This window comes from Desulfosarcina variabilis str. Montpellier (genome assembly GCF_048565275.1).
Classification (GTDB): Bacteria; Desulfobacterota; Desulfobacteria; order Desulfobacterales; family Desulfosarcinaceae; genus Desulfosarcina; species Desulfosarcina variabilis.
In genome coordinates this window covers 4,783,203-4,809,968 of record NZ_CP159846.1, presented here as the reverse complement: position 1 = coordinate 4,809,968, position 26,766 = coordinate 4,783,203, and the positions used below count along the sequence as shown (strand labels likewise).

General features: G+C 51.9%; 19 protein-coding genes. 5 read left to right on the top strand and 14 right to left on the bottom strand.

The features are described from left to right. Nucleotides 1–3 precede the first annotated feature (3 nt). Together dnaE and guaB are read right to left on the bottom strand one after the other, a co-directional pair. Entirely contained in the window at nucleotides 4–3,546 is a 3,543-nt protein-coding gene (gene dnaE, locus Dvar_RS21680; protein ID WP_419664038.1) for a DNA polymerase III subunit alpha, read from the bottom strand. An 82-nt stretch (nucleotides 3,547–3,628) separates the two neighbouring features. Further along, nucleotides 3,629–5,095 (bottom strand): IMP dehydrogenase, encoded by a 1,467-nt coding sequence (gene guaB, locus Dvar_RS21675; protein ID WP_419664037.1) that lies wholly within the window; start codon nucleotides 5,093–5,095, stop codon nucleotides 3,629–3,631. Between the two features lie 379 nt (nucleotides 5,096–5,474). Between guaB and Dvar_RS21670 the strand changes: the two genes are divergently transcribed. Next, on the top strand, nucleotides 5,475–6,080 hold the full coding sequence (locus tag Dvar_RS21670) for an L-threonylcarbamoyladenylate synthase (RefSeq protein WP_419664036.1): 606 nt from the start codon (nucleotides 5,475–5,477) through the stop codon (nucleotides 6,078–6,080). A gap of 39 nt (nucleotides 6,081–6,119) precedes the next feature. Here Dvar_RS21670 and Dvar_RS21665 read toward each other — a convergent pair whose 3' ends face one another. The 7 genes from Dvar_RS21665 to larE form a co-directional block, all read right to left on the bottom strand. Next, the gene (locus Dvar_RS21665) at nucleotides 6,120–8,012 is read right to left on the bottom strand and encodes an ATP-binding cassette domain-containing protein (RefSeq protein ID WP_419664035.1); all 1,893 of its coding nucleotides are present in this window, start codon (nucleotides 8,010–8,012) and stop codon (nucleotides 6,120–6,122) included. A 28-nt stretch (nucleotides 8,013–8,040) separates the two neighbouring features. Further along, nucleotides 8,041–9,180 carry a THUMP domain-containing class I SAM-dependent RNA methyltransferase gene (locus tag Dvar_RS21660; RefSeq protein ID WP_419664034.1) on the bottom strand — a complete coding sequence of 380 codons (1,140 nt, stop codon included), beginning with the start codon at nucleotides 9,178–9,180 and terminating at the stop codon, nucleotides 8,041–8,043. A 93-nt stretch (nucleotides 9,181–9,273) separates the two neighbouring features. After that, the gene (locus Dvar_RS21655; protein ID WP_419664033.1) at nucleotides 9,274–10,887 is read right to left on the bottom strand and encodes a DEAD/DEAH box helicase; all 1,614 of its coding nucleotides are present in this window, start codon (nucleotides 10,885–10,887) and stop codon (nucleotides 9,274–9,276) included. Nucleotides 10,888–11,101: 214 nt separating this feature from the next. Continuing rightward, complete coding sequence (locus Dvar_RS21650) at nucleotides 11,102–11,806, bottom strand: DUF6901 family protein (RefSeq protein WP_419664032.1); 705 nt, start codon at nucleotides 11,804–11,806, stop codon at nucleotides 11,102–11,104. Between the two features lie 160 nt (nucleotides 11,807–11,966). After that, nucleotides 11,967–13,202, bottom strand: coding sequence for an FtsX-like permease family protein (locus Dvar_RS21645; protein WP_419664031.1), 1,236 nt, complete (start codon nucleotides 13,200–13,202; stop codon nucleotides 11,967–11,969). Nucleotides 13,203–13,216: 14 nt separating this feature from the next. Continuing rightward, the gene (locus Dvar_RS21640) at nucleotides 13,217–13,687 is read right to left on the bottom strand and encodes a GNAT family N-acetyltransferase (RefSeq protein ID WP_419664030.1); all 471 of its coding nucleotides are present in this window, start codon (nucleotides 13,685–13,687) and stop codon (nucleotides 13,217–13,219) included. 53 nt (nucleotides 13,688–13,740) lie between these two features. Continuing rightward, nucleotides 13,741–14,562 carry an ATP-dependent sacrificial sulfur transferase LarE gene (gene larE, locus Dvar_RS21635; RefSeq protein ID WP_419664029.1) on the bottom strand — a complete coding sequence of 274 codons (822 nt, stop codon included), beginning with the start codon at nucleotides 14,560–14,562 and terminating at the stop codon, nucleotides 13,741–13,743. Nucleotides 14,563–14,711: 149 nt separating this feature from the next. On the opposite strand from larE, the gene Dvar_RS21630 reads away from it, so the two are divergent. The 4 genes from Dvar_RS21630 to Dvar_RS21615 all read left to right on the top strand — a co-directional run bounded on the left by Dvar_RS21630 (nucleotide 14,712) and on the right by Dvar_RS21615 (nucleotide 19,874). Next, nucleotides 14,712–16,763: a histone H1-like repetitive region-containing protein gene (locus Dvar_RS21630; RefSeq protein WP_419664028.1), complete on the top strand. Its 2,052-nt coding sequence runs from the start codon at nucleotides 14,712–14,714 to the stop codon at nucleotides 16,761–16,763. Nucleotides 16,764–16,880: 117 nt separating this feature from the next. Next, on the top strand, nucleotides 16,881–18,743 hold the full coding sequence (gene iorA, locus Dvar_RS21625) for an indolepyruvate ferredoxin oxidoreductase subunit alpha (RefSeq protein ID WP_419664027.1): 1,863 nt from the start codon (nucleotides 16,881–16,883) through the stop codon (nucleotides 18,741–18,743). A 68-nt stretch (nucleotides 18,744–18,811) separates the two neighbouring features. Beyond that, on the top strand, nucleotides 18,812–19,405 hold the full coding sequence (locus Dvar_RS21620; protein ID WP_419664026.1) for an indolepyruvate oxidoreductase subunit beta: 594 nt from the start codon (nucleotides 18,812–18,814) through the stop codon (nucleotides 19,403–19,405). A gap of 238 nt (nucleotides 19,406–19,643) precedes the next feature. Then, nucleotides 19,644–19,874: a KH domain-containing protein gene (locus tag Dvar_RS21615; RefSeq protein ID WP_419664025.1), complete on the top strand. Its 231-nt coding sequence runs from the start codon at nucleotides 19,644–19,646 to the stop codon at nucleotides 19,872–19,874. A gap of 122 nt (nucleotides 19,875–19,996) precedes the next feature. Here Dvar_RS21615 and aat read toward each other — a convergent pair whose 3' ends face one another. The 5 genes from aat to secA form a co-directional block, all read right to left on the bottom strand. Continuing rightward, complete coding sequence (gene aat, locus Dvar_RS21610) at nucleotides 19,997–20,665, bottom strand: leucyl/phenylalanyl-tRNA--protein transferase (RefSeq protein ID WP_419664024.1); 669 nt, start codon at nucleotides 20,663–20,665, stop codon at nucleotides 19,997–19,999. A gap of 36 nt (nucleotides 20,666–20,701) precedes the next feature. Continuing rightward, nucleotides 20,702–22,942, bottom strand: coding sequence for an ATP-dependent Clp protease ATP-binding subunit ClpA (gene clpA, locus Dvar_RS21605; protein ID WP_419664023.1), 2,241 nt, complete (start codon nucleotides 22,940–22,942; stop codon nucleotides 20,702–20,704). Between the two features lie 6 nt (nucleotides 22,943–22,948). Beyond that, nucleotides 22,949–23,257, bottom strand: a complete 309-nt coding sequence (clpS, locus tag Dvar_RS21600) for an ATP-dependent Clp protease adapter ClpS (RefSeq protein ID WP_419664022.1) — start codon at nucleotides 23,255–23,257, stop codon at nucleotides 22,949–22,951. 197 nt (nucleotides 23,258–23,454) lie between these two features. After that, nucleotides 23,455–23,949 carry a metallophosphoesterase family protein gene (locus Dvar_RS21595; RefSeq protein ID WP_419664021.1) on the bottom strand — a complete coding sequence of 165 codons (495 nt, stop codon included), beginning with the start codon at nucleotides 23,947–23,949 and terminating at the stop codon, nucleotides 23,455–23,457. A 59-nt stretch (nucleotides 23,950–24,008) separates the two neighbouring features. Continuing rightward, the gene (gene secA, locus Dvar_RS21590; protein ID WP_419664020.1) at nucleotides 24,009–26,537 is read right to left on the bottom strand and encodes a preprotein translocase subunit SecA; all 2,529 of its coding nucleotides are present in this window, start codon (nucleotides 26,535–26,537) and stop codon (nucleotides 24,009–24,011) included. Between the last annotated feature and the right edge of the window lie 229 nt (nucleotides 26,538–26,766).

Sequence of the window (26,766 nt, the reverse complement as noted above, 5' to 3'; positions counted from 1 at the left end):
AGCCTATCCTCTGGCAAACTGCCGGCCATTTTTGCGCCGGCTGTCCAGATCACTGGTGCGCATGGCGCTGGCCGCATCGCTGCAACGGGACTCCACGCCGGCATATCCTAAAATGCCATTGATCTCACGGGTCATGGCATCACAGTAACGGATGCGCAGGTCCTCGGTCATGGAAATAACGGCCTCGGCCTGACCGTCCAGACAGATATGGATAAACCCTTTGCAGGCGCCGGGGTAGCGTTTAAGGGTCTGTTGAACACGTTGCAAGGTGTCTCGATCGGTTTTTTTGGAGTCGACCATCAACCGTACTTCCACGGCCCAGGTTTCCTCGGCCTTTTCCATGGGAATGATCGCATCGGCCAGTATTTTCACCCCATTGTCTTCGACCTGGGCCGTGCCTTGAACCAATACGGCCGTATCTTCTACAAGCAGATCGGCGCAGCTGGAATAAACCGATGGAAAAACAACGACTTCGACACTGCCGTTCAAGTCTTCGACCGTGGCAAAGCCCATGAGTTCTTCTTTTTTCGTCCGGATCACCTTGCTGCTGCTGATCGCACCGCCGATCCGAACGGCGCATTTATCCTCGATTTCCTTGATGGTCAAGGCATTCACATTGGTGAACTTTTCCATTGTGTCCTTGAAGCAGTCCAAGGGATGGCCGGTAACGTAGAATCCGAGGGTTTCCTTTTCCTGCTGCAATTTCTCGCGATCATCCCATTCGGCGATGGCGGGAATGGCCGGTAGATTGATTGTCACCGAATCGTTTCCGCCCATATCAAACAGACTCATCTGGGCGCTGTTTTTTTCTCGCTGGATCCGTTGGCCATAGTCCAGGGCCTCTTCGAGCACCGCCATGAGGCGGGAACGATACACACCGGTGGAATCAAAGGCCCCGCAGCGGATGAGGCTTTCCAGCACGCGCTTGTTGACCTTGTTCAGATCCACGCGCTGACAAAAATCAAAAATAGACGAAAACGAGCCGTTTTCCTCCCGCTCCTTGATGATCAGGTCCACGGCCGCTTCGCCCACATTTTTAACGGCTGCCATGCCAAACCGGATGCGGTCGTCCACGGCGGTAAAAAAGGTGGAGCTTTCGTTGACATCCGGCGGCAGCACTTCGATGCCGTGGCTGCGGCATTCATTGATAAACTTGACCACGCCGTCGATGGTGTCGATCTCGCTGGTCAACAGAGCGGCCATGAACTCAACGGGAAAATGGGCCTTGAGATAGGCGGTCTGGTAGGCAATCAGGGCATAGGCGGCGCTGTGGGATTTGTTGAATCCATATCCACCAAACTTCTCGATCAGATCAAACAGATCCGTGGCAACCTTTTCATCCACCCCGTTTTTCACCGCGCCGCTGATAAATTTCTCGCGGTGCTTGGCCATCAGCGCCTCGATCTTCTTACCGATGGCTTTGCGTAAACTGTCCGCATCGGCCATGGTATAACCGGACAACTCACCGGCCACCTGCATGACCTGCTCCTGATAAACGATTACGCCGTAGGTTTCCTCCAGAATCGGCGCCAGGGACTCAACCGGGTAGACCACTTCCTTGCGCCCGTGCTTGCGATCCACAAAATCGTCGACCATACCGCTGTCCAGCGGGCCCGGTCGGTAGAGGGCCACCAGGGCAGTCATGTCCGCAAAGGATTCCGGATGCAGCCGCACCAGCAGATTCTTCATCCCGCTGGACTCCAGCTGGAATACGCCGGTGGTATCACCGGCCTGGAGCAGGGCAAAGGTCTTTTCATCGTCAAAGGGCAGATGGTCCAGATCGGGAACGGTTTTTCCCTGAGCCTCGATACTCTTTAGGGCATTGTCGATGACGGTCAGGTTGCGCAGCCCCAGAAAATCGAATTTAACCAGTCCGATATCCTCAACTTTCTTCATGTCGAACTGGGTGACAACCTCCCCCTTTTTGCCTTTGTATAAAGGAAGATACTCGACCAGGGGTTTGTCGCCGATGACCACCCCGGCCGCATGGGTGGAGGCATGCCGGGAAAGCCCCTCCAGGGCCCGGCTGATGTCGATCAATTCGGCGATGCGCGGATCGGCCTCGACCATCTCGGCCAGTTTGGGTTCTTCCTTCAGGGCCTTTTCAATGGTCATCTTGAGGCTGTCGGGGATCAATTTGGCGATGGTGTCCACCTCGGCCAGGGGCAATCCCAAGGCCCGGCCCACGTCCCGAATCACCAGTTTGGCTTTCATCTTGCCGAAGGTGATGATCTGGGCCACATAATCACCGCCGCCGTAGCGTTCGACAACGTAATTGTACACCCGTTCACGGCCGTGAATGCAAAAATCCACGTCGATATCCGGCATGCTGATACGTGACGGGTTAAGAAAGCGTTCGAAAATCAATCCGTGCTCGATGGGGTCCAGGTCGGTGATAAACAAGGCGAAGGAAACCAGGCTGCCGGCAGCCGACCCACGACCGGGTCCCACCGGGACACCGTTTTCCTTGGCATAGCGGATAAAATCGGCAACGATCAGAAAATAACCGGGAAAGCCCATGTCCTTGATGGTCTTGACTTCATACTCGAGCCGCTCACGGTAAACCGTTTCATCCAAATCAGGGTTCTTTTCACGGATGACGGCCATGCGACGCGCGTACCCCTCACGCACCATGTCGTCAAAGAGCTCATCGGCGGTTTTGCCTGACTGGGCATCAAACTGGGGAAAATGGTAGGTGTCGAAATCAAATTCGATATGACATCGCTCGGCGATGGCCATTGTATTTTCAATGGCCCCCGGATAATCACCCAGGGTTCGCCGCATCTCGTCCGGTGACTTGAAGTAGAGCTGGTCCGAGTCGAAGACGAAGCGATCGCTGTCGGTAATCACTTTCTGGGTCTGGACGCAAAGCAGGATTTCATGGGCCTTGGCGTCCTGCTGATTGAGATAGTGACAGTCATTGGTGGCCACCAGGGGAATGGAAAGCCGGTTGGACAATTCGACCAGTCCTTGATTGACCTTTTCCTGGGCCGGGATGCCGTTGTGCTGCAGTTCCAGGAAAAAGTTGTTCTCGCCGAAGGTCTTCAGGTAAAACTGCGCGGCTGCCTCGGCCTTGTCCATATGTCCGTCCAGAATGTGCTGAGGGATGTCCCCTTTTAAACAGGCGGACAGGGCGATGAGCCCTTCGGCATGGGCGGCCAATACTTCTTTGTCGATACGCGGCTTGTAGTAGTAGCCCTGCAACTGACCAATGGTCGCCAATTTGCACAGATTCTGGTAGCCCTGCTGATTTTCGGCCAGCAATACCAGGTGACGGGTTCCCGCTTTGTCCTGAGGCGTCTTGTCAGCCAGGGTGCGGGGGGCTACATAACACTCGCAGCCGATGATCGGCTTGACTTCTGCAGCCACGGCCTGCTGATAGAAATCCAGGGCGCCGAACATGGTGCCATGGTCGGTCAGGGCCACCGCCGGCATACCAAATTCCTTGACTCTCTTGAACAGATCACCCAGCCGGATGGCCCCGTCCAGAAGGCTATACTGGGTATGGACATGCAGATGGACAAAATTGGAAGCGTTTTCAGTCATCTTATCCTATCGGTTGCCTCGTTAAAGATTGTTTTTGCGTATAACGCAGATATCAATCCAAGGGGTCAATTCTGCTTGGGTATTAGTTGTCCACCCGGTAGTTGGGCGCCTCCTTGGTAATGATCACGTCATGGACATGGCTTTCACGCATGCCGGCAGCGCTGATTTTGACAAAACGGGCTTTTTCGCGCAGCTCTTGGATGGTTCGGCAACCCACATATCCCATACCGGCCTTGAGGCCGCCCATCAGCTGATGGATATTGCCGGACAGCGTTCCCCGATAGGGTACCCGGCCGACAATGCCTTCGGGAACCAGTTTGTCGTCGCTTTCCTGCTCGGTCTGGTAGTAGCGGTCCTTGCTGCCTTTCTTCATGGCTTCCAACGAGCCCATACCGCGGTACACCTTGTAACTGCGCCCCTGAAAAAGGATGGTCTCTCCCGGGCTTTCTTCGGTGCCGGCAAACAGACCGCCGATCATGATCGTATGGGCACCTGCGCCGATGGCCTTGGTGATGTCGCCGGAGAACTTGATGCCGCCGTCGGCGATCAGCGGTACGCCGGTCTTTTCCGATACCTTTCGGCAATTGACAATGGCGGAAATCTGAGGCACGCCGATGCCGGCCACAATACGCGTGGTGCAGATGGATCCGGGGCCGATGCCGATTTTGATGCCGTCCACACCGGCATCGACCAGGGCCTGGGCCCCCTCATCAGTACCCACGTTACCGGCCACCAGCTGCATATCCGGAAATGCTTCCTTTAGCTGTTTGATGGACCGGATTACGTTGCCTGAATGACCATGGGAAGTATCGATCACGATCACGTCGGCACCGGCCTTGAGCAGGGCGTCGGCACGGGCCATCATGTCCGGCCCCACGCCGACCGCCGCCCCGACCCTCAGCCGTCCCATGGAATCCTTGCAGGCATTGGGATATTTTTTTATCTTTTCGATGTCCTTGATGGTAATCATGCCGGTCAAGCGACCATTTTTATCGACAACCAGCAGCTTTTCAATGCGGTGGGCATGCAGCAATTTCTTTGATTCTTCCAGGCTGATGCCTTCGCTGACCGTAACCAGTTTTTTACTGGTCATGACATCGCTGACTTTCTTGCTCATGTCGGTTTCGAACCGGAGATCGCGATTGGTAACAATTCCCACCAGTTGGTCCCCCCGGGTTACCGGAACACCGGAAATCCGATAACGGGCCATCAATTTCATCACTTCCTCGATGGGCCGGTCCGGATCAATGGTCAAGGGGTCAACGATCATGCCGCTTTCCGATTTTTTCACCTGGTCTACTTCCATGGCCTGGTTTTTGACACTCATATTGCGATGTATAAAACCGATGCCGCCTTCCCGGGCCATGGTGATGGCCGTTTGCGCTTCGGTAACGGTGTCCATGGCTGCACTGACAATGGGGATATTGAGCGACAGATCCCGGGTCAGCTGGGTATGGGTATTGACGTCCTTGGGTAGAACATCGGAATAACTGGGAATCAACAGGACATCATCAAAGGAATACGCTTCCTCTGCGAATAGGTTGTTCATAAAATCCTCCGCGAATATATGGAAGTTAACCGGGTAATCGGCAGTGGTGATAAAGGATGTCGTCTTTCAACAGTCTGTCCGGTCCTCATACAATGGACTGAAAAAACTGGAGATTTGGGGTTACTATCGGTTCTGGCCTTGCCGGTGATGGATCCTGACAAGTGGATCTGGGTATGCTCCGGTGAGCAACCGATTAATTGGTCAAACTAACAAATCAGTGGTGCTTAATCAATCTTTATTTGGAAGCTTGACACCCTCTTCTGACCGTAATAAGTTCGGTTCTTTGGTTTTTATGGCATAGGCAGAGAACCTTAATGTCATATGCCCAACCATTTATTTTGGCTGTTTGGCTATCGCCCATAGGAGCCGTTGAATCGCCATGCTGTATACAATCAATCCGGACAATCCCCAGCAGCGTCTCATCGATCAGGTTGCGGATATTTTGAAGTCAGGCGGGCTGATCGCCTATCCCACCGACACCTATTATGGTATCGGCTGCGACATCATGAACAAGCGGGCCATCGAGAAAATTTATCTGCTCAAACAGCGCCCCAAAAACCAACCATTCAGCTTTATCTGTGCTGATTTAAAAAATATCAGCCAGTATGCCAAGGTTTCCAACTACGCCTATAAAACCATGAAACGGCTGCTGCCCGGCCCGTTTACCTTTATTCTGACAGGTTCCAAGCTGGTGCCCAAAATCATGCTGACCAAACGCAAAACCGCCGGCATCCGGGTGCCGGCCAACAACATCTGTCTGGCCTTGATACAGGCCCTGGGCAATCCGATCATTTCAACCAGTGCCACGACCCCCGACGGCGAGGTGTTTGATGACGCGTCCTTGATCCATGATCACTTTGGCTCGCGTCTGGATGCGGTGATAGACGGCGGGCCGGTGGCAGGCATGCCGTCCAGTGTGGTCAGCCTGGAGGATGATGTACCGGAAATTATTCGAGAAGGCTTAGGGGATATCAGCCTCCTCTGATTATGACCCCACCCCTTGAACAATGAACGTCGAATAAAACTATCTTCCGTCCCGGGCGTCCAACGCTTCCCAGCGTAAAAAGGCCTGTTCGAGTTCCTGTTCAACCTGGGCCAATTGGGATTTTACTGCGGCGATATGATCACTTTCCTGACGGTAAAAATCCGGCTGCGACATCACCTGAAACAATTCCTCCTGGCGTAATTCCAGGGATTCGATACGGCCGGGCAAGGCATCCAGTTCGCGTTTTTCCATATACCCCAGTTTTTTGGGTGCATCAGGCGCCGGCCTGACCGGCGCAATGGATTTTTTTTCAGCCCGCTTGGGTGTCTCATTGGTCTCGGGTGCCGGGCGCTGCGTCAGCCAATCGTCATATCCACCGGCATAGCCCTGAATCCGCCCGGAACCTTCAAACACCAGTGTACTGGTTACCACATTGTTGATAAAGGCCCGGTCGTGGCTGACCAGCAGTACGGTCCCGGCAAATTCCAACAAAAGTTCCTCCAACAGTTCCAGGGTTTCCACATCCAGATCGTTGGTCGGCTCGTCCAGCACCAGCACATTGGCCGGTTTTGAAAAAAGCTTGGCCAGCAGCAGACGATTCTTTTCACCGCCGGACAGGACCCAGACCGGTGTACGGGACCGCTGGGGAGAAAACAGGAAATCCTTTAAGTACCCGATAACATGGCGGCGTTTCCCCCCTACGTCCAGCATATCGCTGTCGCTGATATTTTGCTGCACGGTCTTGTTCTCGTCCAGCTGATCGCGCAGTTGGTCAAAATAACGCACATTGAGGTTGGTGCCACGTTTGATGCGGCCTTTAAGGGGCGATAAATTTTTCAACAGTAGACGAATCAGGGTTGATTTACCGGCGCCATTGGGACCGATGATCCCTATGCGATCCCCCCGCATGATCGTACAGTTAAAATTTTTTACGATGTTCTGCTGGCCAAACCCAAAGCAAAGGTCCGTTGCTTCAATGACAATTTTACCGCTACGGGGCGCCTCCTCCAGGCTCATGCGAACCCTGCCCATGCGATCGCGCCGGCTACTGCGGATCTCACGCAAGCGCGCCAGTGCCCTGACCCGACCTTCGTTACGTGTGCGGCGCGCTTTGATGCCCTGCCTGATCCAGACTTCTTCGGCGCTCAGCTTTTTATCAAAGCGTGCGTTTTGATTGGCCTCCGCCTCAAGACGCGCCTGGCTTTGTTTCAGGTACGTGTCATAATTGCCATCCCAGGAAAAAAGGTCTCCCCGATCAATTTCCAGGATACGCGTGGCCAGGCGCCGGATGAGCATGCGGTCATGGCTGATCAGGATCAGCGTGCCGCCGAATTTGAGCAAAAAGGACTCCAACCGGTCGATGGCCGGCATATCCAAATGGTTGGTGGGTTCATCGAGCAGCAAAATATCCGGCTGTGCGCAAAGGGCTGCAGCCAGAAGCACCTGCCTTTTCATGCCGGCTGAGAATTTGCCGACCTCTGCATCCACATCCAAGTTCATTTGCGAGGCAGTCCTTGCCACCTGTTGCTCAATGGTCCAGCCATTTTCAGCATCGATCGTCTGCTGAAGGGCCAAACGCTTTTTGGCTGCTGCTTGATCACCCTCATCCTCGTCACAAAGCCGCCGATAGTCGGCCAGATGCCGGCCTTGGGGTCCCAATCGATGGCAAATGACCGACATGACCGTCCCGTGAAAGTCTTTGGGCACCTCCTGATCCAAGTAACCGACCACAAGGTTTTGAGCAAGCATGACGTCACCCTCATCCGGTGCCAGTCGGCCGGCCAGAATATTCATCAGGGTGGATTTCCCGACGCCGTTACGCCCCACCAGACAGATGCGCTCTCCCGGGGCCACGGTTAGATTCACGTGATCCAGTATTTGCGCATCGCCAAAATGCATACTGATATCACGCAGGGTAATTAGTGCAGCCATGAATTTTCCTGAATGCTCCCAACGTTATTCAATACAGTTCGTACTTTACCAGCCGCCCGTCCAACCCACCGTTGCGCAGCGGCTTTTTCCAGGCGGGTTTCAACCCGATCGATTTGATCATTTCACGGTCGCCGAAATAAAGGTAAGCTGTCGATCCCTTGCAGCGCTGTTTTAAAAAATCACCCAAACGACGGTAAAATTCACGCATGTCCCCCTCACCTTGCATGCGGATGCCATAGGGCGGGTTACACAAAATAATGCGATTGGTCAGCGCGTTGATTTGAAAAAGATCCATGCGCATGACATTGACCAGGCGGGCATGGGGAATCTGTTTACAATTGGACCGCGTGGCAGCAACGGCCCGGGCGTCGATATCACTGGCGTAAATCAACTGGGGCGGCAGTTTGCGAATCTTTGCGTCCAATTCGGCCTTGACCTGTTTCCAAAGCCTGTCATCAAAATCAGGCAGCTGCTGAAATCCAAAACGTTCCCGTCGATACCCCGCGGGAATCCGGCAATAGGACATGACCGCTTCGACGATCAGGGTACCGGAGCCACACATGGGATCGGTGATCACCGTTTGGCCATCCCATCCGGACAGGGCCACCACGGCAGCGGCAACGGTCTCCTGCATGGGGGCGTCCACACTTTTCAACCGGTAGCCGCGACGATGCAAGCTGCCGCCGGAGGTATCAATACTGATGGTGCCGCGATCCTTTTGCAGGTAAAGATTGATCCATAGATCGGGGTTTCGGGTATCCACGCTGGGCCGCCGGCCAAATGCGTCCCGATATTGGTCGACCACGGCGTCCTTGAGGGTCAGTCCAGCGAACTGTGAATGGGGGACACGACTGCCGGCGGTGCTGGCAAAGACGGCAAATGTCTGGTCAACACGGAAATACCGCGACCAGTCGATCTTCTGCGCCGCCCGGTAAATCGCCTTGGCATCCGGGCAGTGAAAACTGCGGATGGGAGCCAGGATCCGGGTGCACAATCGGGTGCAGTAGTTGACCCGGTAAAGGGTTTGACGATCCGCCTTGAAATGGATGCCGCGACGAACAGGGTGCAGTCCGGTTGCCCCCAAATCGCTGAGTTCGTTGGCCCCCATGGTTTCCAGGCCATCGGCAATCTGGGCAAAATAGTCGCTTTGTTTCTGGTGCTGGGCCATGGGAAGGAATACCTGGAATAAATTAGATGTCGGTGTAGGTATCATCCAGACCGATAATATCCGCCATCACGTTGATCATACATTGTCTGGGCATCATCGTGGATTTTTCCGCTTCGGCTTGTCAGCTCTGGAACGGGGCGGACGATTGCCTGGCCGGCGCGGGGGTCGATTCCCACCACCACCACCACTGGGGCGGCGTCGGCGTCGGCGCGTACCTTTCTGACCGCCAGCGGGTTTATTCGCGCCCCCGCTGGGTTTGGGCTTGGGTTTCTTACGTCTGGGCGGCGGGGGGGGCACGTCCAGCCATTTGTCATCCGGGGGGATGCAGTGAAGCGGTTTGCCAATAAAATCCTCAATAGCCGGAATGTAAAATGAATCTTCCTCACATGCAAAACTGATCGACGTTCCGGCGGCACCGGCACGTCCGGTACGTCCGATGCGATGGACATAGTCTTCGGGATCATGGGGCAAGGTAAAGTTGATCACATGATCCATGCCCTCGATGTGAATTCCCCGGCCGGCCACATCCGTGGCCACCAGTACCCTGATTTTTCCGTTTTTAAACTGTTCCAAGGTACGAATGCGTTTTTTTTGCGGGATCTCGCCGGATAAAACCGCGCAATCGATCCGATAGCGGTCCAGCATGGAAGCCAGCCGTCTGGTCTCGTCCCGTCGGTTGCAGAAAATGAGGACCTGATCAAGTTTTTTCTGAATGATAATGTTGTAGGTCAAGGCAAACTTTTCATCGGTGGTAACAATGTAAACCACCTGCTCAACCGTATCCACAGCGACTTGTTCCGGCTCGATTTCAACACTGACCGGATTACGTGTCCAACTGCCGCTAAGGCGCGTCACATCCGGGGTCAGCGTGGCGCTGAAAAACAGGGTTTGCCGTTTGTCCTTATGGGGTGTGCTGTAGACAATTTGGCGAACATCGGGAATAAATCCCATGTCGAGCATACGATCCGCCTCATCGATAATCAGCATCTCCACTTTGCTCAGATCCAGATCCTTACGCCGCTTGAAATCCAGCAGGCGGCCTGGTGTGGCCACGATGATATCAACGACCTTGCCTTGCAATTGGCGTCGCTGTTTCTCATAGTCCATGCCACCAAAAACGCTGACAATTGAAAACGGACAATACTTGGCAAGCAGCCTGGCTTCATCGGCGATCTGCATGACCAGTTCGCGGGTCGGCGCGATAATCAGCACCCGCGGCTGTCCATGAGGGGATTTACCTTTTCGCGGTAACGCTAGCATCCGTGCCAGCACGGTAATCAAAAAAGCGGCGGTCTTGCCCGTGCCGGTCTGAGCCCGTCCAAAGGCGTCTTGCCCTTTTATGGTTGAAGGCAGAATTTCGGCCTGGATCGGTGTGCAATAGGAGAATCCGGAATCGGCAATGGCATGCAGCACCGGATCAGGCAGATCAAGGTCATGGAATCTTTTATGGCCGTCTTTTTCCGGAACAACAAAATCGTTACGGTTCCATTTGGGTGCATGGATAGTACGCTTGTTGGCACCCGTGCCTGTATCTTCCCGGCGATCATCCCGTAAGCCGTGTGTTTTTGAATCTAAGGCGCGTTTTGGATGTTCCCGCTGTGCTTTCGTGGGGGGAAAGGTGCCGCTTGAATCGACGGGTTGGGTAGGTTCAGGACCTTTCTTATTAATGAATACGGCCCGTATGGCGTTGATCAGTTTACCTATCAAAACTCAACTCACCTGCTATTCCTTTCATTTGATTTTACCTGCTCAAAGCGTTCAACCGGGTTTGGCGCCGATCGGTTGAGCCCAAATCAAAGTGGACTGCGTTGTATGGTTTTCCTAAAAAAAGCGGGCCTTTCCAAAGCGGCCCGCGCCAATATACGAGGATCATTTAAAAATTGCAAGCGCTATTGAATATCAAAAGAGCCTGCCGGCCACTTCATGCATTGCCCCCCCTTTCGAAAAAGTGGGCAATGGTGTTCAAACTGAAGTCCATTTCTAACGATAAAAACTGCGATAAGGAGTGCAACGTAATAATGGCGTTTTTATCCGCATCCTTGTTTCCTAAACTCCGAATACGCGATAGAAGCCCCTCATTGACCAATTGTACTTTTGCATAACTTTTTTCTAAACGATCAAAATCAAAACTTTTCACCCGTCCCTTTTTATACTCAAAGTATTGTCCCAGCAGAAATAATGATGTGCTGCGCGCCGTGGTTTCCTCTACCGACGAAAACGGTAAGTGAAATCGGGCCATGGGTTTAAGAAAATTCATGACCGGACAGTTACTGGTCGCCATGATGATACCAAACACCGACGTCAGTGCTTCCATGGCCGATGTATGCTTCGAATAGGTACGATCCATGGTTTTGCAGACGACCAGACAATTTTTATGGGAAAGTATGTCTTTGAATCGATCGACCAAATCGGTGATGTTCACAGCGATGGGGCAGACATCATGGGTGTGGGCCGATAATGGACAACACTGACATTGATGATGGGAGAGTGCTGTCCAGGCGGGGTAAGGCCCGGACGAGACGGGAATCATGGTCAACGTCTCCGGGTCCAAAGCAATGCGAAAGTGCGTTTGTTGACCGTCTTCCAGCTTGATATGATAATGGAACCAATATTCCTTTTCATCCATGGGCATCTCACACCTTTGTATCAGTCCAATTAAAATGAATGGACACAAAAGGGTACGCAATCACATTCATATTGATAAATTCTAAGCAACATTTATGCCCGCCACTAAGGACAAACATACTTTGAACACCAATACGCATACGCTTTTGTGACAACTGGTGTCAGCCATACCGGATTCCATCGACAGGTTCCAGGGAAGATGCACTGGTCGCCGGATACAACGTGGCCATGAAACAAATCAGAATGGTGGAGATACCAATCACGAGAACATCAGACGCTTGGAGTTGAACCGGCAGTGTAGTCAAAAAATAGACATCCCCGGACAATTTAATAAACGGAAAGCGTTTTAAAATGGCGCATAGTAAAAAGCCTAAAATGCCCCCGATAAACGTCCCCACCATACCGATCACCAGGCCCTTGAAAACAAATATTTTCCGAATATGCCGGTTGGTGGCCCCCATGGTTTTTAATATGGCGATATCCCTTGTTTTTTCCATGACCATCATAATCAGGGCACTGGCAATGTTAAATGCCGCCACAAGCACAATGAGCGTCAGAATAATGAACATCACTATTTTTTGCATTTTTAACATGGAAAACAGGTTGCGGTGCAATTGAATCCAGTCCCGGGCCAAAAAGGGAAATCCCAGATGCCTGACGATGGCGTCGGCAATCTGGGGCGCCTTGTAGATATCCGTGACGCGCACTTCAAAACCATTGACCTGTCCGGGCATCTCGAGAAGCCGCTGAACCACGTCCAACCTGACAAATGAAAAAAAACCGTCATATTCGTTCATGCCAATTTCGAAGATACCGGCTACTCGGAACCGCATGACCATGGGCATCTGATTGCCCTTACCGCCCTTTCCCAACGGGGCGATTAGATAAATGGGATCGCCTTGGCCAACGGCAAGTTTCTCGGCCGTGACCCGGCCGATGATTAGCCCGGGCGCTTTACCTTCAGATTCATTGGCAATGGCGGCAACCAACGACTGGGAAAGTGAAGACCCATCGTCCACAAAAATGGGCGGGGACGCGTGGGAAGGATCATAGGCCTTGAGCATCGAACCGGTGACACCATGGGCGCTTCTCAGCATCACCTGGGTAGATATAAAAGGACTGGCCGATTGAACACCTTGGACAGATTCGATTTTTTTTATTGTTGCCTCAATGTCGGTAATTGATTCACCGTAGCGCATGACCCATACATGAGATTCGATGCCCAGCATGCGTTTTTGCATCTCCGATTCAAAACCGGTCACCACGGCGATAACGATAATTAGCGCCATGACCCCGACAGCAATACCGGCCGTAGCCAGCAGGTTAATCAGCGAAATGAAAGCCTGCTTTTCACGGGCTCTGAGATAGCGCATACTCATGAACCAGGTAAATGACATAAGTTTACGTTCCTTTACTTAATGGCTGGACGATAAATCCCTGGTGTGGATTCGGGAATGGGGATGGCGCCCACACAGCTCTCAAAAAATGCGACAGGACCGGCACCACCAATTATCGCATAGGCATATCCCATATTGGCCATGGCCTGCAAGGTGACGTGCAAAAGCATTCGCCCAACCCCCTGCTGGCGATGGACCTGATCAACACCGATGGGACCCAAAAAATTGAGGCAGGTGGTGTCATAACAGGCAAAACCGACCACCCTGCTACCTGCAACGGCAATGATACAGCCGATTGGCTGGCGTGAGAAAGCGACATCACATTCAGCGGCCCATCCATCACCAAAATGACTGTTGACCCATTGGAGTGCGGGATACTTTTCACTGGCCATTGCCCGTCGGACAAGGATGCCGGCATTGGCCATTTTTTTTGCAGCCATTGCCGAATCCTGCTGGTCGTAAAGTTTTACCAGTAAATCCGTCATTTCTATTTGGCCTTGGGAATTATCGATCTGATCGAAACCGTTTCGGTCAGACCTTATAAAACGGTTTCTATCGCCCGGTTCATGCTTCCACGCACATATCCTTCCAGATCCACGCACACGTGGCTAAATCCAAGCGCTTGCAGCTTGGCGACCAACCTCCCGCGCGTTGGATCGCTCATTAATCGTACCAACTGATCCAATGGGACTTCAAGTCGGGCAATTGCACCATGATGCCGTACGCGACAGCCTTTGAATCCAGCGCTGTCCAGAACCATTTCCGCTTGTCTGATCTGTTCAATCAGACGGTTTGTAATCGGGGTGCCATAGGGGATACGGGTGGCAAGGCAAGCCATGGCAGGCTTGTTCCAAACCCTTAGTCCCCGGTCTTTAGCCAGTAACCGGATCTCATGCTTGGTGAGGCCGGCATCCATCAAAGGCGCACCGACACCCAGTTCCCGAGCGGCATGTAATCCGGGCCGATAATCATTATTATCATCGGCATTGGCGCCGTGGACCAAATACTCAACCCCCTTTTCCCTGAGGATCTTTTTTATCTGGCCAAACATGGTCATCTTGCAAACAAAACAACGTTGTGGGGTATTGGCTAAAAAGTCGGCCTGGTCCAGCTCAGCGGTATCGATTACCCGGTGCGCAACGCCCAGGTCATTGCAAAACGATGCCGCATCCGCAATTTCCTGTTCAGGATGGATCGGTGAGCGTGCAGTGACGGCGATCAACCGATCCCCCAGAATATCGTGGGCTTCAGCCAACAGCAGGGCGCTGTCAACCCCGCCGGACAAGGCAACAGCCAACGTTTGATATGACTTTAAAATACCGATCAGTATCTTTTTTTTGGCCTCAATCGAAGCTTGCATACAGGTTTTTTTCCAGTACGTTACCGTCGTCGGCACCCCGCCCAAATCCCAAAAAATCATTTACAATCAACACGTATTCCTTTATAAGTCTGGGTTGTCATACCGTACTACTATAGGCCAATCCAAATACAAATTCAAAGGGGTTTTTCATGGGGAAAAAGAGTCTGATCAAATCTACTTCCAAAAAAAAGCGTGCACCGAAAAAAGCCGCGGCCTCAAAGAATCCAAAAAAGAAGCCAGCTGCTAAAACAGCGGCAGCCAAGGCCAAACCAGCGGCAAAGACAGAGAAAAAAGCAGTGCCTAAAAAAGCCGCAGAAATGTCTAAACCGACTTCGGTGAAAGATCTTTTAAAGAAGCAATTTGACGTCGCTGTCCCCAAAACGCTGTATACCGTGCCTACCGACAAGGCCGAGAAGTCTGTATTCTCAGCACCGGAATTCTTGGCAGGCTACTCCGCAGACGATACCAAACGGATTAAAGGGCTCTTGGCCAATACGTACAGCGAGAAGGATCTCATTGACGCTGCGAAGAATGCACCGGCCAAAAAGGCAGCACCGAAACCCAAACCCGTGTCTGTGAAAGAACTGATCAACAAACAATTTGACATCGTTGTGCCCAAAACGCTGTATACCGTGCCTGCCGACAAGGTCGAGAAGTCTGTATTCTCAGCACCGGAATTGTTGGCGGGCTACTCTGCAGACGATACCAAACGGATTAAAGGGCTCTTGGCCAATACATACAGTGAGAAGGATTTGAAGGCTGCTGCGGAGAAGGCTGCTGCGGAGAAGGCCGCTGCTGAAAAGGCTGCCGCTGAAAAGGCCGCTGCAGAAAAAGCTGCCGCAGAAAAGGCCGCTGCTGAAAAAGCTGCTGCAGAAAAGGCTGCTGCGGAAAAGGCTGCTGCTGAAAAAGCTGCCGCTGAAAAGGCCGCTGCTGAAAAAGCTGCCGCGGAAAAGGCCGCTGCGGAAAAGGCTGCTGCTGAAAAAGCTGCCGCTGAAAAGGCCGCTGCTGAAAAAGCTGCTGCAGAAAAGGCTGCCGCTGAAAAGGCCGCTGCTGAAAAGGCTGCCGCAGAGAAGGCCGCTGCGGAAAAGGCCGCTGCTGAAAAAGCTGCCGCTGAAAAGGCTGCCGCGGAAAAGGCTGCCGCGGAAAAAGCTGCTGCGGAAAAGGCTGCTGCGGAAAAGGCTGCTGCGGAAAAAGCTGCTGCGGAAAAGGCTGCCGCGGAAAAGGCTGCTGCGGAAAAGGCTGCTGCGGAAAAGGCTGCTGCGGAAAAAGCTGCTGCGGAAAAAGCTGCTGCGGAAAAAGCGGAAGCCATTAAAAAAGCCGCTGAACAGAAACCGGATGTTAAGGTCTCCTATGAACCCGCTCCACTTCAGGCTTCCGCAAAGAAACCGTCGGATCCCGTGGAAAACACAATCAAGCTTGCCGCCGCTGGTTTGGCCTTCTTAATTTTGCTCGTCATCGGCGCCAGTGCTTCCAATTCCTCTAAATATTATCTGACCGACAATCAGGGCACCCTGGAAATCTGGCAAGGCAAGTTCGCTCCCCTGGGCAAAGAGAAACTGATGGACCTGCCAGGTATTCCAGTCCCGGAAGCCATCAAAGATGTCTATCGCTCCAATGAAGTTTACCCACTTGCTTTTCAATTCTACATCAATGAAGCGGACGCGCTGCTTGATGTCTCAGGCATCCCGGATTTCGAAAACATCAAGCAAACGCTGAAAACCGCCTTGGAATACGGATCGACAAGAGAGCTAAAAGAAATCGCCTATGCGCGTCTGGATAATATCGATCGACTGATTCTTACCTACAAGGCCGATGTTGCCGGCAGTCGCGGCACCATTGATGATCTCAAGGCTGCCATCGGCTTTCTCGAAGAAGTCAGCAACCTGACGCCTGACGAAGCGCAAAAAGAAAGAATTGCGCAGAAGATTGCCGATCATGAGGTTTTGATCCAGCAGTTGGAAGAAAAAGCCGCCGCTGAAAAGGCGGCTGCCGAGAAAGCCGCTGCTGAAAAAGCGGCCGCGGAAAAGGCTGCTGCAGAGAAAGCCGCTGCGGAGGCTGCTGCCGCCGAAGAGGCTGCTGCCGAGGATACTGAATCGGAATCAGATGAAAATCAGACCGAGACAGGTGACAGTGAACAGGAAGACGCAGCGGTCGAAGAAGCTTCCGAGCCAGAGGCAGAAACAGAAACAGAACACGGCTAAACAACAAAACATTTCAAATAATGAAGGGGGAGTCTCCGAGCGTTGTCGGCGTCTCCCCTTTCCTTGTTTATCAATCGTAATTAATCAATAATCCGTTAACTCCAACAGGAAACCGCTATGCACAAACTACTCACAGCCGAACCGGGTAAAAAAATGCTGCTCCTGGGCAATGAAGCGATAGCTCGCGGGGCCATCGAAGCCGGTGTTGCCTTTGCCACCACTTACCCTGGCACACCATCATCTGAGATTTCGCTCAATCTTTTCCAGATCTCTCATGAAAGTGATTTATACTTTGAATACAGTACCAATGAAAAAGTTGCCCTGGAAGTGGCGGCCGGTGCAGCCAACAGCGGTTTGCGGACCTTTTGCATGATGAAGCATGTAGGCCTGAATGTGGCTGCCGACCCCTTGATGACCCTGGCTTATTTGGGCGTGAAAGGTGGCTTGGTCATTCTCACCGCCGACGATCCATCCATGTTCTCCAGCCAAAATGAGCAGGACAATCGTTACTATGGTAAACTTTCAGGGCTGCCGATCCTTGAGCCCGCTTCCGTGGAAGAAGCCTGTCAGATGACCATCGATGCTTTTGCGCTCTCCGAGAAACTGAGCGTGCCGGTCATTCTGCGCACCACTACACGAGTCAATCACTCCAGTGCCTTTGTTGAGCTCGGCCAAATCAAACCGCCCATCACCAAAGGTGATTTCACCAAGGATCCATTCAATCTGGTTGCCGTTCCAGCGGTTTCCCGCCGCTTGCATGTGCGGCTTTTGGAGAATTGGGACAAGGCCCAGGCACTGGCGGAAACTTCGTCCTACAATTTCATCGAGGGGAAAGGCGACTGGGGCATTATCTGCAACGGCGTCAGCTATAACTATGTGTCCGATGCCGTCCAGGAGTTGGGAATCGAGAAAAACACACGGGTGCTACGCCTGGGGTTTTCCCATCCAACGCCACCCGGCCTGGTCAAACAATTTTTAAGTGGCTGTGAGAAGGTACTGATCGTCGAAGAAGGTGAACCATTCATGGAAGAGGCCGTCAAGGCCATTGCCCAGGAAGGTGCCCTGGTTCTGCCCATTTCAGGTAAAGGCCAGAACCTGTTCTCCCGACTCTATGAATTCGATCCGTCCATGGTTCGCCGGGTGATCGCCCATTATTTCGGCGTTGCCGATACCAGGAATCAGCCGCTTGATCTGTCGGATGTGCCGGAACTTCCCCAACGCCCACCCAATCTATGTGCCGGCTGCTCCCACCGGGCCACCTACTACGCCGTAAAAAAAGCGGCCGAAGGATCTCAGACCATTTATCCCACGGATATCGGTTGCTATACATTAGGGTTTCTGCCCCCATTGTCCATGGGGGATTTTGTGATCTGTATGGGTTCATCGGTCAGTTCCGCCTGCGGTTTTTCAAAAACAACCGATAAAAAGGTGGTGGCATTCATCGGTGATTCGACTTTCTTTCACTCCGGCCTGACCGGCCTGGTCAATGCGGTCCATAACAATCACAACTTTACGTTGATTATTTTGGATAACGGCACAACAGCCATGACCGGTCATCAACCCCATCCCGGTGTTGACATGCAAAGCCTCAATCTATCCGGTTATGGCCGTATTTCCATTGAAGCGGTTGTTCGCGCCATCGGCGTCCAGCATGTGACCGTCATCAAACCGTATAAGGTGAAAAAGAGTATTGAAGCGGTAAAAGCAGCCATGGATTACCAAGGGGTATCGGTGATCATTTCCCAGGAAATGTGTACCCTTTATGCAAGCAGTTTGAATAAGCTCAAGCGCCGCGCATTCACCGTTACCGACAAATGCAAAAACCATCGCGATTGCATCAATGAAATCGGTTGCCCAGCGTTTTATCTGGAAGGCGATCAGGTACGAATCAACGCTGATACCTGTGTGGGGTGCGCTGTTTGTGCCCAGATTTGCCCTGAAAACGCCATTGTTCCGCTCAAACAGCAAAAAGCAGGTTAAAAATCATCAACCAACGGCCACCGGCATCTCAATGACCGCCGGGAGCCTATCTGATATGGGAACCAATCATGAAAACAACAAGACTGATTATTGTGGCGGTGGGGGGCCAGGGAAATTTGCTGGCGTCCAAAGTACTCGGTGAAGCGGCGCTATTGTCTGGCGTACCCGTACGCATGAGCGAGATTCATGGAATGGCTCAGCGCGGTGGTGTGGTGGAATCGGCCATCGTTTTTGGTGATGCAAAAAGCACCATCATTTCTGACAATGAAGCGGATGTTTTGCTTGGCTTTGAACCGTCGGAAACCCTGCGGGCCCTCAATAAATGCAATGCCCGAACCACTGTCATCACCAACCTGTCACCACTACCGCCGTTTACCGTGGCCATTGGGCGCGGCACGTATCCGGACCTAGCCCAGGCCCAAGAATTGATCAAAGCCAAAACCAGCCGGCTGATCACCATGGATGCGGTTGATCTGGCAATCAAAGCGGGCAGCGTCATGGCAGTCAACATCGTCCTTTTGGGCGCATTGATTCAAACGTCTATTTTGCCAATTTCAAGGCAAAATCTTGAGCTGGCCATTCAAACGAAAACCAAGGCGTCATTTGTGGACGTAAACCTGAAGGCGTTTGATTTAGGTTTCAGCAACGCAGCCAATACGTAACCATCCTAATGCCTCCGGGCCGTTTTTCTGCCCGGAGGTTGTTATTTCACCCCCCCAAAAGGGGTTTATAGGATTTTTCTTCATTCCTGATAATGATTTTTCGCAAGAATATTTGACAAGATAAAGATTTAGAACGAAAATAGTTCATGAAGTGATCGATGGTAAAGTGTTTGATTCGTCAGCACTAGGTTGTGGGTGGAAGAGAATAAGGCGCATAACTATATTTTGGGGGGGCACTATGAAGACGCTAGTCGAGGAAATTGCAAAGGCTCTTGTGGACATGCCTGAACAGGTATCCGTCAATGAAATCGAAAGCCATCAAAGCATTGTCATTGAACTATCCGTAGCCAAGCAGGATCTGGGTAAAATCATCGGAAGGAAGGGACAAAATGTTCAGGCCATCCGAACCATTCTCAATGCGGCGTCAGGAAAAACCAAGAAGCGAATTATCCTTGAACTCTTGGAATAGCGGCAATGCGATCAACGTCCACCATGGCAGATAAAAAATCGCAAAGATAAATACCTCTGAATTAATTGTTGCATCCTAAGGGAAAAGGGGGGCATCCTTTTATTGGGAACCCTTTTTTTCGTCTATAAATAGTTGGGTTTCGCATCCACCGCCTTCTTAAGCTGTTCCAGGAATACCTTGCGAGGTATTTCCCTGGCACCGAAACGCATCAAGTGATCTGTTTTTACCTGGCAGTCGATGAGTACGAATTGCAACCGCTTGAGGTGTTGCACCAGCCTGACAAAGGCGACCTTCGAACTATTACTGACTTTGCTGAACATTGATTCACCAAAAAAGATACGCCCGATGATTACACCATAGAGTCCACCCACAAGATTGCCGGATTGCCATGCCTCCACACTATGGGCGTATCCATGCCGATGCAGCCTGCAGTAGGCGTCTTTCATCTCATCGGTGATCCAGGTTCCGTCGCCGTAAGACCTTTTTGTTTCGGCGCAGCCACGGATTACGGTCTCAAAAGCGTTGTTGAACGTAATTTGAAACAGGTCTTTATTAATGACGCGTTTGAGGGATTTCGAGACTCTCAATTCTTGTGGGTAAAGGACCAGGCGGGGGTCAGGTGACCACCAAAGGATTGGATCACCGTCAGCGTACCAGGGGAATACTCCGCTTCGATATGCCGTTAGCAGGCGATCGACAGTAAGGTCTCCCCCCACGGCCAACAGCCCCTCTTTGATCGCTAGATGCGCGGGTGGAAAGGAAAGTCGTTTAGAAAGGGTAAAAACTGGCATCGACCCATGCGCTTGTCAACTTAAAAAAAATATCGCTTATAGATATTCAATCACCAACCGATCTTCATCTCCCACATCCAGTTTTACATTCCCGCCCTTTTCAAGCTTGCCAAAGAGAATTTCATCGGCCAGGACATCTTTTATTTCCATCTGAATGACACGTGCCAGGGGACGGGCACCGTATTGCGGATCATATCCCTTTTTGGCTAACCATATTCGAGCGTTGTCAGAGTAACTGATGTTCACTTTTTTAGCTGCCAGCTGAACGATCAATTCACTCATGAATTTATCGACAATCATCTCCATGATCGTTCGGTCGAGCGCGTTGAAGTTGATGATACCGTCTAGACGATTTCTAAACTCTGGGCTGAATATTTTTTCGATGGCCTTTTTGCCCTTGTTCGCCGAATCCCCCTTGGGATCACCAAAACCAATGGTTGCACTACTCATCTCCCTGGAGCCGGCATTGGAGGTCATCATGATAATTACGTTGCGAAAATCGGCCTTCTTGCCGTTGTTGTCCGTCAACGTGGCATGATCAAGCACCTGAAGAAGAATGTTGAACAAATCTTCGTGAGCCTTTTCAATCTCGTCGAGCAGTAAAACACAGTAAGGATGTTTGCGGACACCGTCGGTTAAAAGTCCCCCCTGGTCAAAACCGATGTATCCTGGAGGGGCACCGATGAGCCGGGCCACGGCATGCTTTTCCATGTACTCGCTCATGTCGTAACGCATAAACTCCACGTCGAGCAGGCGGGCCACCTGGCGGGCCACCTCGGTTTTACCGACCCCGGTCGGGCCGGTGAAAAGAAATGATCCCACTGGTTTTTCCGGCTGTCCCAGCCCTGCGCGACTGCGTTTGATGGCCGTTACCAAAGCGGTAATGGCATCGTCCTGGCCATACACCACTTCACGCAACTGACCGTCCAGATTTTCCAGTTTGGCCTTGTCGGGTGTGGAGACATTTACCGCCGGAATGCGGGCAATCTTGGCCACGATTTTTTCAATGTCCGAGGGATGAATTTTTTTACGGTTGGAGGCACCGGTCAACCGAATGGCAGCACCGGCCTCATCAATGACATCAATGGCCTTGTCGGGCAGGTAGCGATCATTGATGTATTTGGCAGCCAACTCACAGGCGGATTTCAGCGCCGCATCGGTATATTCGATGTCGTGATGCTCCTCATAGCGGGTGCGCAGCCCTTTTAAGATCCGGATGGCATCTTTCACCGGCGGTTCCAGAATATCAATTTTCTCAAAGCGTCTGGAAAGCGCACGGTCTTTTTCAAAATGGTTCTTGTACTCTTCATATGTGGTCGAACCGATACAACGCAGCTCACCTGTGGACAAAAACGGTTTCAGGATATTGCTGGCATCCATGGAACCGCTGCTTGTCGCACCGGCTCCCACAATGGTATGAATTTCGTCGATGAAAAGGATGGCATTTTTTCGTTTTTTAAGCTCGGCCACAACGCCCTTCAGGCGCTGTTCAAAATCGCCCCTGAATTTTGATCCGGCAAGCATACCGCCCAGATCCAATGAAAAAATGCGCACGTCTTTCAGAAGGTCGGGAATTTCACCATCCCAGATTTTCTGCGCCAGCCCCTCGGCCATGGCGGTTTTACCCACGCCTGGATCACCAACGAAAATGGGGTTGTTTTTACGGCGCCGGCAAAGCACCTGCATGGTGCGCTCCATCTCCAACTCGCGACCGATCAACGGGTCCAATTTCCCCTTGGCGGCCCGGTCAATCAAATTCACCGTATAGCTGTCCAGCGGGTTGGCTTTTTTCTTGGCGCCCTTTTGATCTTCTTTGGTTTCCGTTTCCGGCTCCTGGCTGGGCGGTTCCACGGGAAGATCATGGGAAATCACCCGCAGCACGTCCAGCCTTGAAATGTTTTCTTCGTTTAGAAAATAGACCGCGTGTGAATCCTTTTCCATGAAGATAGAAGCCAGGATGTCCCCAACTGCCACTTCCTTTTTTTCAGCGGAGCGTACGTGGTTGACCGCCCGCTGGATGACGCGCTGAAAGCCGATCGTCTGTTGGAGGACGTACTCATTTTCTTCAGGAATCATCTGCAGATTTTCGTTGAAGAAGGTTTCCAGACTGGCTTTTAGATTATCGATATTGCCACCGCATTTTTCCACAATATTAAGGCCTGTGGTATCGTGTAATATGGCGAACAGCACATGCTCGACACTGACATATTCGTGGCGGCGTTTCTTTGCTTCACGAACGGCGAAGCCCAATGTAGCACTGAGTTCCTTACTGATCATAGCTGTCTATTCCTGTTCCATACTGCAACGCAGTGGAAAGCCGCTTTCACGGGCAAGGTTGTGAACCGCATTGACTTTGGTTTCGGCAATCTCATGGGTGTATATACCACATACACCGACCCCCTTCTGATGAACGTTCATCATGATTTTGGCGGCCGTTTCAGGTGATTTATTAAATATATACATCAGGATTTCGACCACAAACTCCATTGTCGTGTAATCGTCATTGTGAAGCAGTACACGATACATGGGGGGTTGTCGAGTCTGGTCTCGGGTTTCCGAGTGGACCTGTTCACCTGTTTGCGGTTGCGTCATGTTTTTTTGGATTATCGATGTTTACCCTGATGGCCATCTAACAAATATTAATCACAGTACATTTTATGTCGATTAACGCTTATCCCAATAATTTTTCGCACATCAATTATAATCATCGGTACCATGGATTGTAAAGTGCATTTCTTTTTCATCCACTTTGCCTGATTGAAAATACGGCGACCCCATGACACCCTAAATCAGTCATCGATTTCGATGATTTGCGGGGTCACGGTTTTTTCATCAATGTGGACCATGGCCATGGAAATGGGATAATGACTTCGTCGATGACCGGCACTTCCCGGATTCAGATAGATGACGCCGTCTTTGCGAAACAGCTTGGCCTGATGGGTATGACCACTGACAACCACATGGATGCCGGCAGCAAGCGGGTCCAGGTCAAGGTGATATAGATCGTGCAGCAGGTAAAAGAAAACCCCTTCGATCTCCACCATTTCTTTAACCGGCAGGGCATTGGACCATGATCCATAGTCCATGTTACCACGCACGGCCACCACCGGGGCGATTTGTTCCAGCCGCTGGAGTATGGCACCATCGCCGATGTCGCCGGCGTGCAAAATATGGTCACAGCCGGACAATTGTTTTTCGATTTCCGGTCGAAGCAGCCCATGGGTGTCGGAGAGGACACCGATTGTTTTAGCGTTTGTTGGGTTCTTTGGGCTTATTGAGTTCATTGGGTTCTTTGGGTTGATCTTGCATTCAAGCCGTTTTTACCCTGTCATAGAAAACCTTTTCATCTGCCGCAACACTTTTTGTATTTTTTTCCACTGCCGCACGGACAGGGGGCATTGCGGCCAATTTTTTCAGTGTCACGCTTAACCGGTTGTTTTGCCGGCGGCGCGCCATCACCACCGGAAAAAACCAATTTCTGTTCCTTGGGTTTTTGAAGGTCTTCGATATGATCGGGTTCGGCCAACTGAATACGGAACAAAATGCCCAGGGTTTCCATCTTGATACGGTCGATGGTCTCCTGGAACATGTCGAAGCCCTCTTTCTTGTAGACCAACAGTGGATTTTGCTGGGCGTAGCCGCGCAGGCCGATGCCTTCTTTGAGATGGTCCATGGACAGCAAGTGATCCTTCCACAAATTATCCACCGTTTGCAGCATGACCACCCGCTCCAGTTGCCGGAATTCGGCTTCACCGAGCATATCGACTTTTTCTTGGTAAATCCGGTGGGCCTGATCGTATATTTCCTGGGCCAGCCCGTCTGCATTGAGACCGTCCAGGGCGTCTTGATCCATCTCTTCCAGCCGGAAATTGAACTGCTGGAAAACCGCATCGGAGATGGCCGGCCAATCCCAGTCTTCGGGCAGTGCCCGCTCATCAGCAAACTGGCCGGCAGTGACCTCGGCCGCCTCCATCATGATATCTTCAATGGTCTCTTTCAAGTCCACGCCGGTAAGCAAATCCCGACGCTGTTTATAGATCACCTCGCGCTGCTGGTTCATCACATCATCGTATTCCAGCAGATGCTTACGAATATCGAAATTGTGCGCCTCCACCTTGGACTGGGCATTTTCGATGGCCCGGCTGATCAGGTTGTGCTCGATGGGTTCGCCCTCTTCCATGCCCAGGCGCTCCATGATCCCGGTAATCCGTTCTCCGCCGAAAATGCGAAGCAAATCGTCTTCCAGGGCCAGATAAAAGCGTGATGACCCCGGGTCACCCTGGCGGCCCGAACGACCGCGCAACTGATTATCGATGCGCCGGCTTTCATGCCGTTCGGTACCGAGAATATGCAGCCCCCCCAGTTCAGTGACCCCTTCGCCAAGCACGATGTCGGTTCCGCGGCCAGCCATGTTGGTGGAAATGGTTACCGCCCCTTTTTGTCCGGCCATGGAGATAATCTCGGCTTCCTTTTCATGGTTCTTGGCATTGAGTACTTCATGGGGAATGCCTTTCTTTTTTAGGCTGTTGGAGAGCTGCTCGGAAATATCGATGGATACCGTACCCACCAGTACGGGTTGTCCCTTCTTGTTCAATTCCCTGATTTCTTCGATGGCGGCGTTAAATTTTTCCCGCCGGGTTTTATAGATCACATCGGGAAAATCTTTTCGAATCATGTCCTTGTTGGTGGGGATGATCATCACATCCAAATTATAAATTTTCTTGAACTCTGCCGCTTCGGTGTCTGCGGTACCGGTCATGCCGGAAAGCTTGTCGTACATACGGAAATAGTTCTGAAATGTAATGGTCGCCAGGGTCTGGTTTTCATTTTCAATTTTTACATTTTCTTTGGCCTCCAGGGCCTGGTGCAACCCTTCGCTGTAGCGACGTCCGGGCATGAGCCGACCGGTAAATTCATCGACGATGATCACCTCCCCCTCTTTTACGATGTAGTCCACGTCACGCTTGAACAGGGTGTGGGCCTTTAACGCCTGGTTGGTGTGGTGCAACAATTCGATATTACTGGGATCATAAAGGTTCTCCACACCGAGCAGCGTTTCGGCATGCGCCACCCCGTCTTCGGTGAGCGATGCGCTGCGGGCTTTTTCATCGATTTTGTAGTCTGTTTCGGCTTGAAGTTTGGGAATGATGCCGTTGACCTGGTAATATAGATGGGTCGATTTTTCAGCCGGACCGGAAATGATCAGCGGCGTGCGCGCTTCGTCAATCAGAATGCTGTCCACCTCGTCCACAATGGCAAAATTGAGCTCGCGCTGAACCAACGAACCGCCGTCGAACTTCATGTTGTCGCGCAAATAGTCGAACCCGAATTCATTGTTGGTGCCATAGGTGATGTCCGCGCCATAAGCCGCTTTACGCTGCCGGTCATCCAGGCCGTGTTGAACGGTACCCACGCTCAGCCCCAAAAAGGTATAGATTTTGCCCATCCATTCGGTGTCGCGCCGGGCCAGATAGTCATTGACCGTCACAACATGAACCCCGCGACCGGTCAGGGCGTTGAGGTAAGCGGGCAGTGTGGCAACCAGGGTTTTGCCTTCACCGGTTTTCATTTCGGCGATTGTGCCTTGATGAAGCACCATCCCGCCAATCAGCTGAACATCGTAGTGCCGCATGCCCAACACCCTGACCGATGCCTCCCGCACGGTGGCAAAGGCTTCGGGCAGAATGTCGTCCAAGGGCTCACCGTTGGCGACCCGCTCTTTCAGACGCTGGGTCTGGCCCTTGAGGCGGTCATCGTCCATGGCCTGAATGTCGGGTTCCAGCGCGTTTGTCGCCTCCACAAGTGGTTGAAGCTTTTTCAGTTGGCGTTCATTTTGGCTTCCAAAAATTTGGGTCAGAAATTTTCCGATCATTTTTATGTATTCCCACTTTCCTGAACATGAACGATCACCTCAGCTTGAAACATAATGATCGTCCATAAATAAGAGCCTTCTAACACCATACGGCATAAGGCACAGGCGCGTCGATCTGTGCAGCCGTAATCATCTTTTTCAATTGAATCGTAACGATCAGACTGGCGATGCGTTCTGGCAGACGCGAAATCATTTTCAATGCCCTGATATCCTAAACTAATTTTCCGGG

What these genes read in the sequence shown, in the direction of transcription:
- Dvar_RS21645 (WP_419664031.1), bottom strand. Translation starts at nt 13,202, where the DNA reads ATGTCATTTACCTGGTTCATGAGTATGCGCTATCTCAGAGCCCGTGAA.
- clpS (WP_419664022.1), bottom strand. Translation starts at nt 23,257, where the DNA reads ATGACGCAACCGCAAACAGGTGAACAGGTCCACTCGGAAACCCGAGAC.
- Dvar_RS21660 (WP_419664034.1), bottom strand. Translation starts at nt 9,180, where the DNA reads ATGGCCCAGCACCAGAAACAAAGCGACTATTTTGCCCAGATTGCCGAT.
- Dvar_RS21595 (WP_419664021.1), bottom strand. Translation starts at nt 23,949, where the DNA reads ATGAACTCAATAAGCCCAAAGAACCCAACAAACGCTAAAACAATCGGT.
- larE (WP_419664029.1), bottom strand. Translation starts at nt 14,562, where the DNA reads ATGCAAGCTTCGATTGAGGCCAAAAAAAAGATACTGATCGGTATTTTA.
- iorA (WP_419664027.1), top strand. Translation starts at nt 16,881, where the DNA reads ATGCACAAACTACTCACAGCCGAACCGGGTAAAAAAATGCTGCTCCTG.
- dnaE (WP_419664038.1), bottom strand. Translation starts at nt 3,546, where the DNA reads ATGACTGAAAACGCTTCCAATTTTGTCCATCTGCATGTCCATACCCAG.
- Dvar_RS21615 (WP_419664025.1), top strand. Translation starts at nt 19,644, where the DNA reads ATGAAGACGCTAGTCGAGGAAATTGCAAAGGCTCTTGTGGACATGCCT.
- Dvar_RS21630 (WP_419664028.1), top strand. Translation starts at nt 14,712, where the DNA reads ATGGGGAAAAAGAGTCTGATCAAATCTACTTCCAAAAAAAAGCGTGCA.
- Dvar_RS21665 (WP_419664035.1), bottom strand. Translation starts at nt 8,012, where the DNA reads ATGGCTGCACTAATTACCCTGCGTGATATCAGTATGCATTTTGGCGAT.
- Dvar_RS21620 (WP_419664026.1), top strand. Translation starts at nt 18,812, where the DNA reads ATGAAAACAACAAGACTGATTATTGTGGCGGTGGGGGGCCAGGGAAAT.
- Dvar_RS21650 (WP_419664032.1), bottom strand. Translation starts at nt 11,806, where the DNA reads ATGGATGAAAAGGAATATTGGTTCCATTATCATATCAAGCTGGAAGAC.
- secA (WP_419664020.1), bottom strand. Translation starts at nt 26,537, where the DNA reads ATGATCGGAAAATTTCTGACCCAAATTTTTGGAAGCCAAAATGAACGC.
- clpA (WP_419664023.1), bottom strand. Translation starts at nt 22,942, where the DNA reads ATGATCAGTAAGGAACTCAGTGCTACATTGGGCTTCGCCGTTCGTGAA.
- guaB (WP_419664037.1), bottom strand. Translation starts at nt 5,095, where the DNA reads ATGAACAACCTATTCGCAGAGGAAGCGTATTCCTTTGATGATGTCCTG.
- Dvar_RS21640 (WP_419664030.1), bottom strand. Translation starts at nt 13,687, where the DNA reads ATGACGGATTTACTGGTAAAACTTTACGACCAGCAGGATTCGGCAATG.
- Dvar_RS21670 (WP_419664036.1), top strand. Translation starts at nt 5,475, where the DNA reads ATGCTGTATACAATCAATCCGGACAATCCCCAGCAGCGTCTCATCGAT.
- aat (WP_419664024.1), bottom strand. Translation starts at nt 20,665, where the DNA reads ATGCCAGTTTTTACCCTTTCTAAACGACTTTCCTTTCCACCCGCGCAT.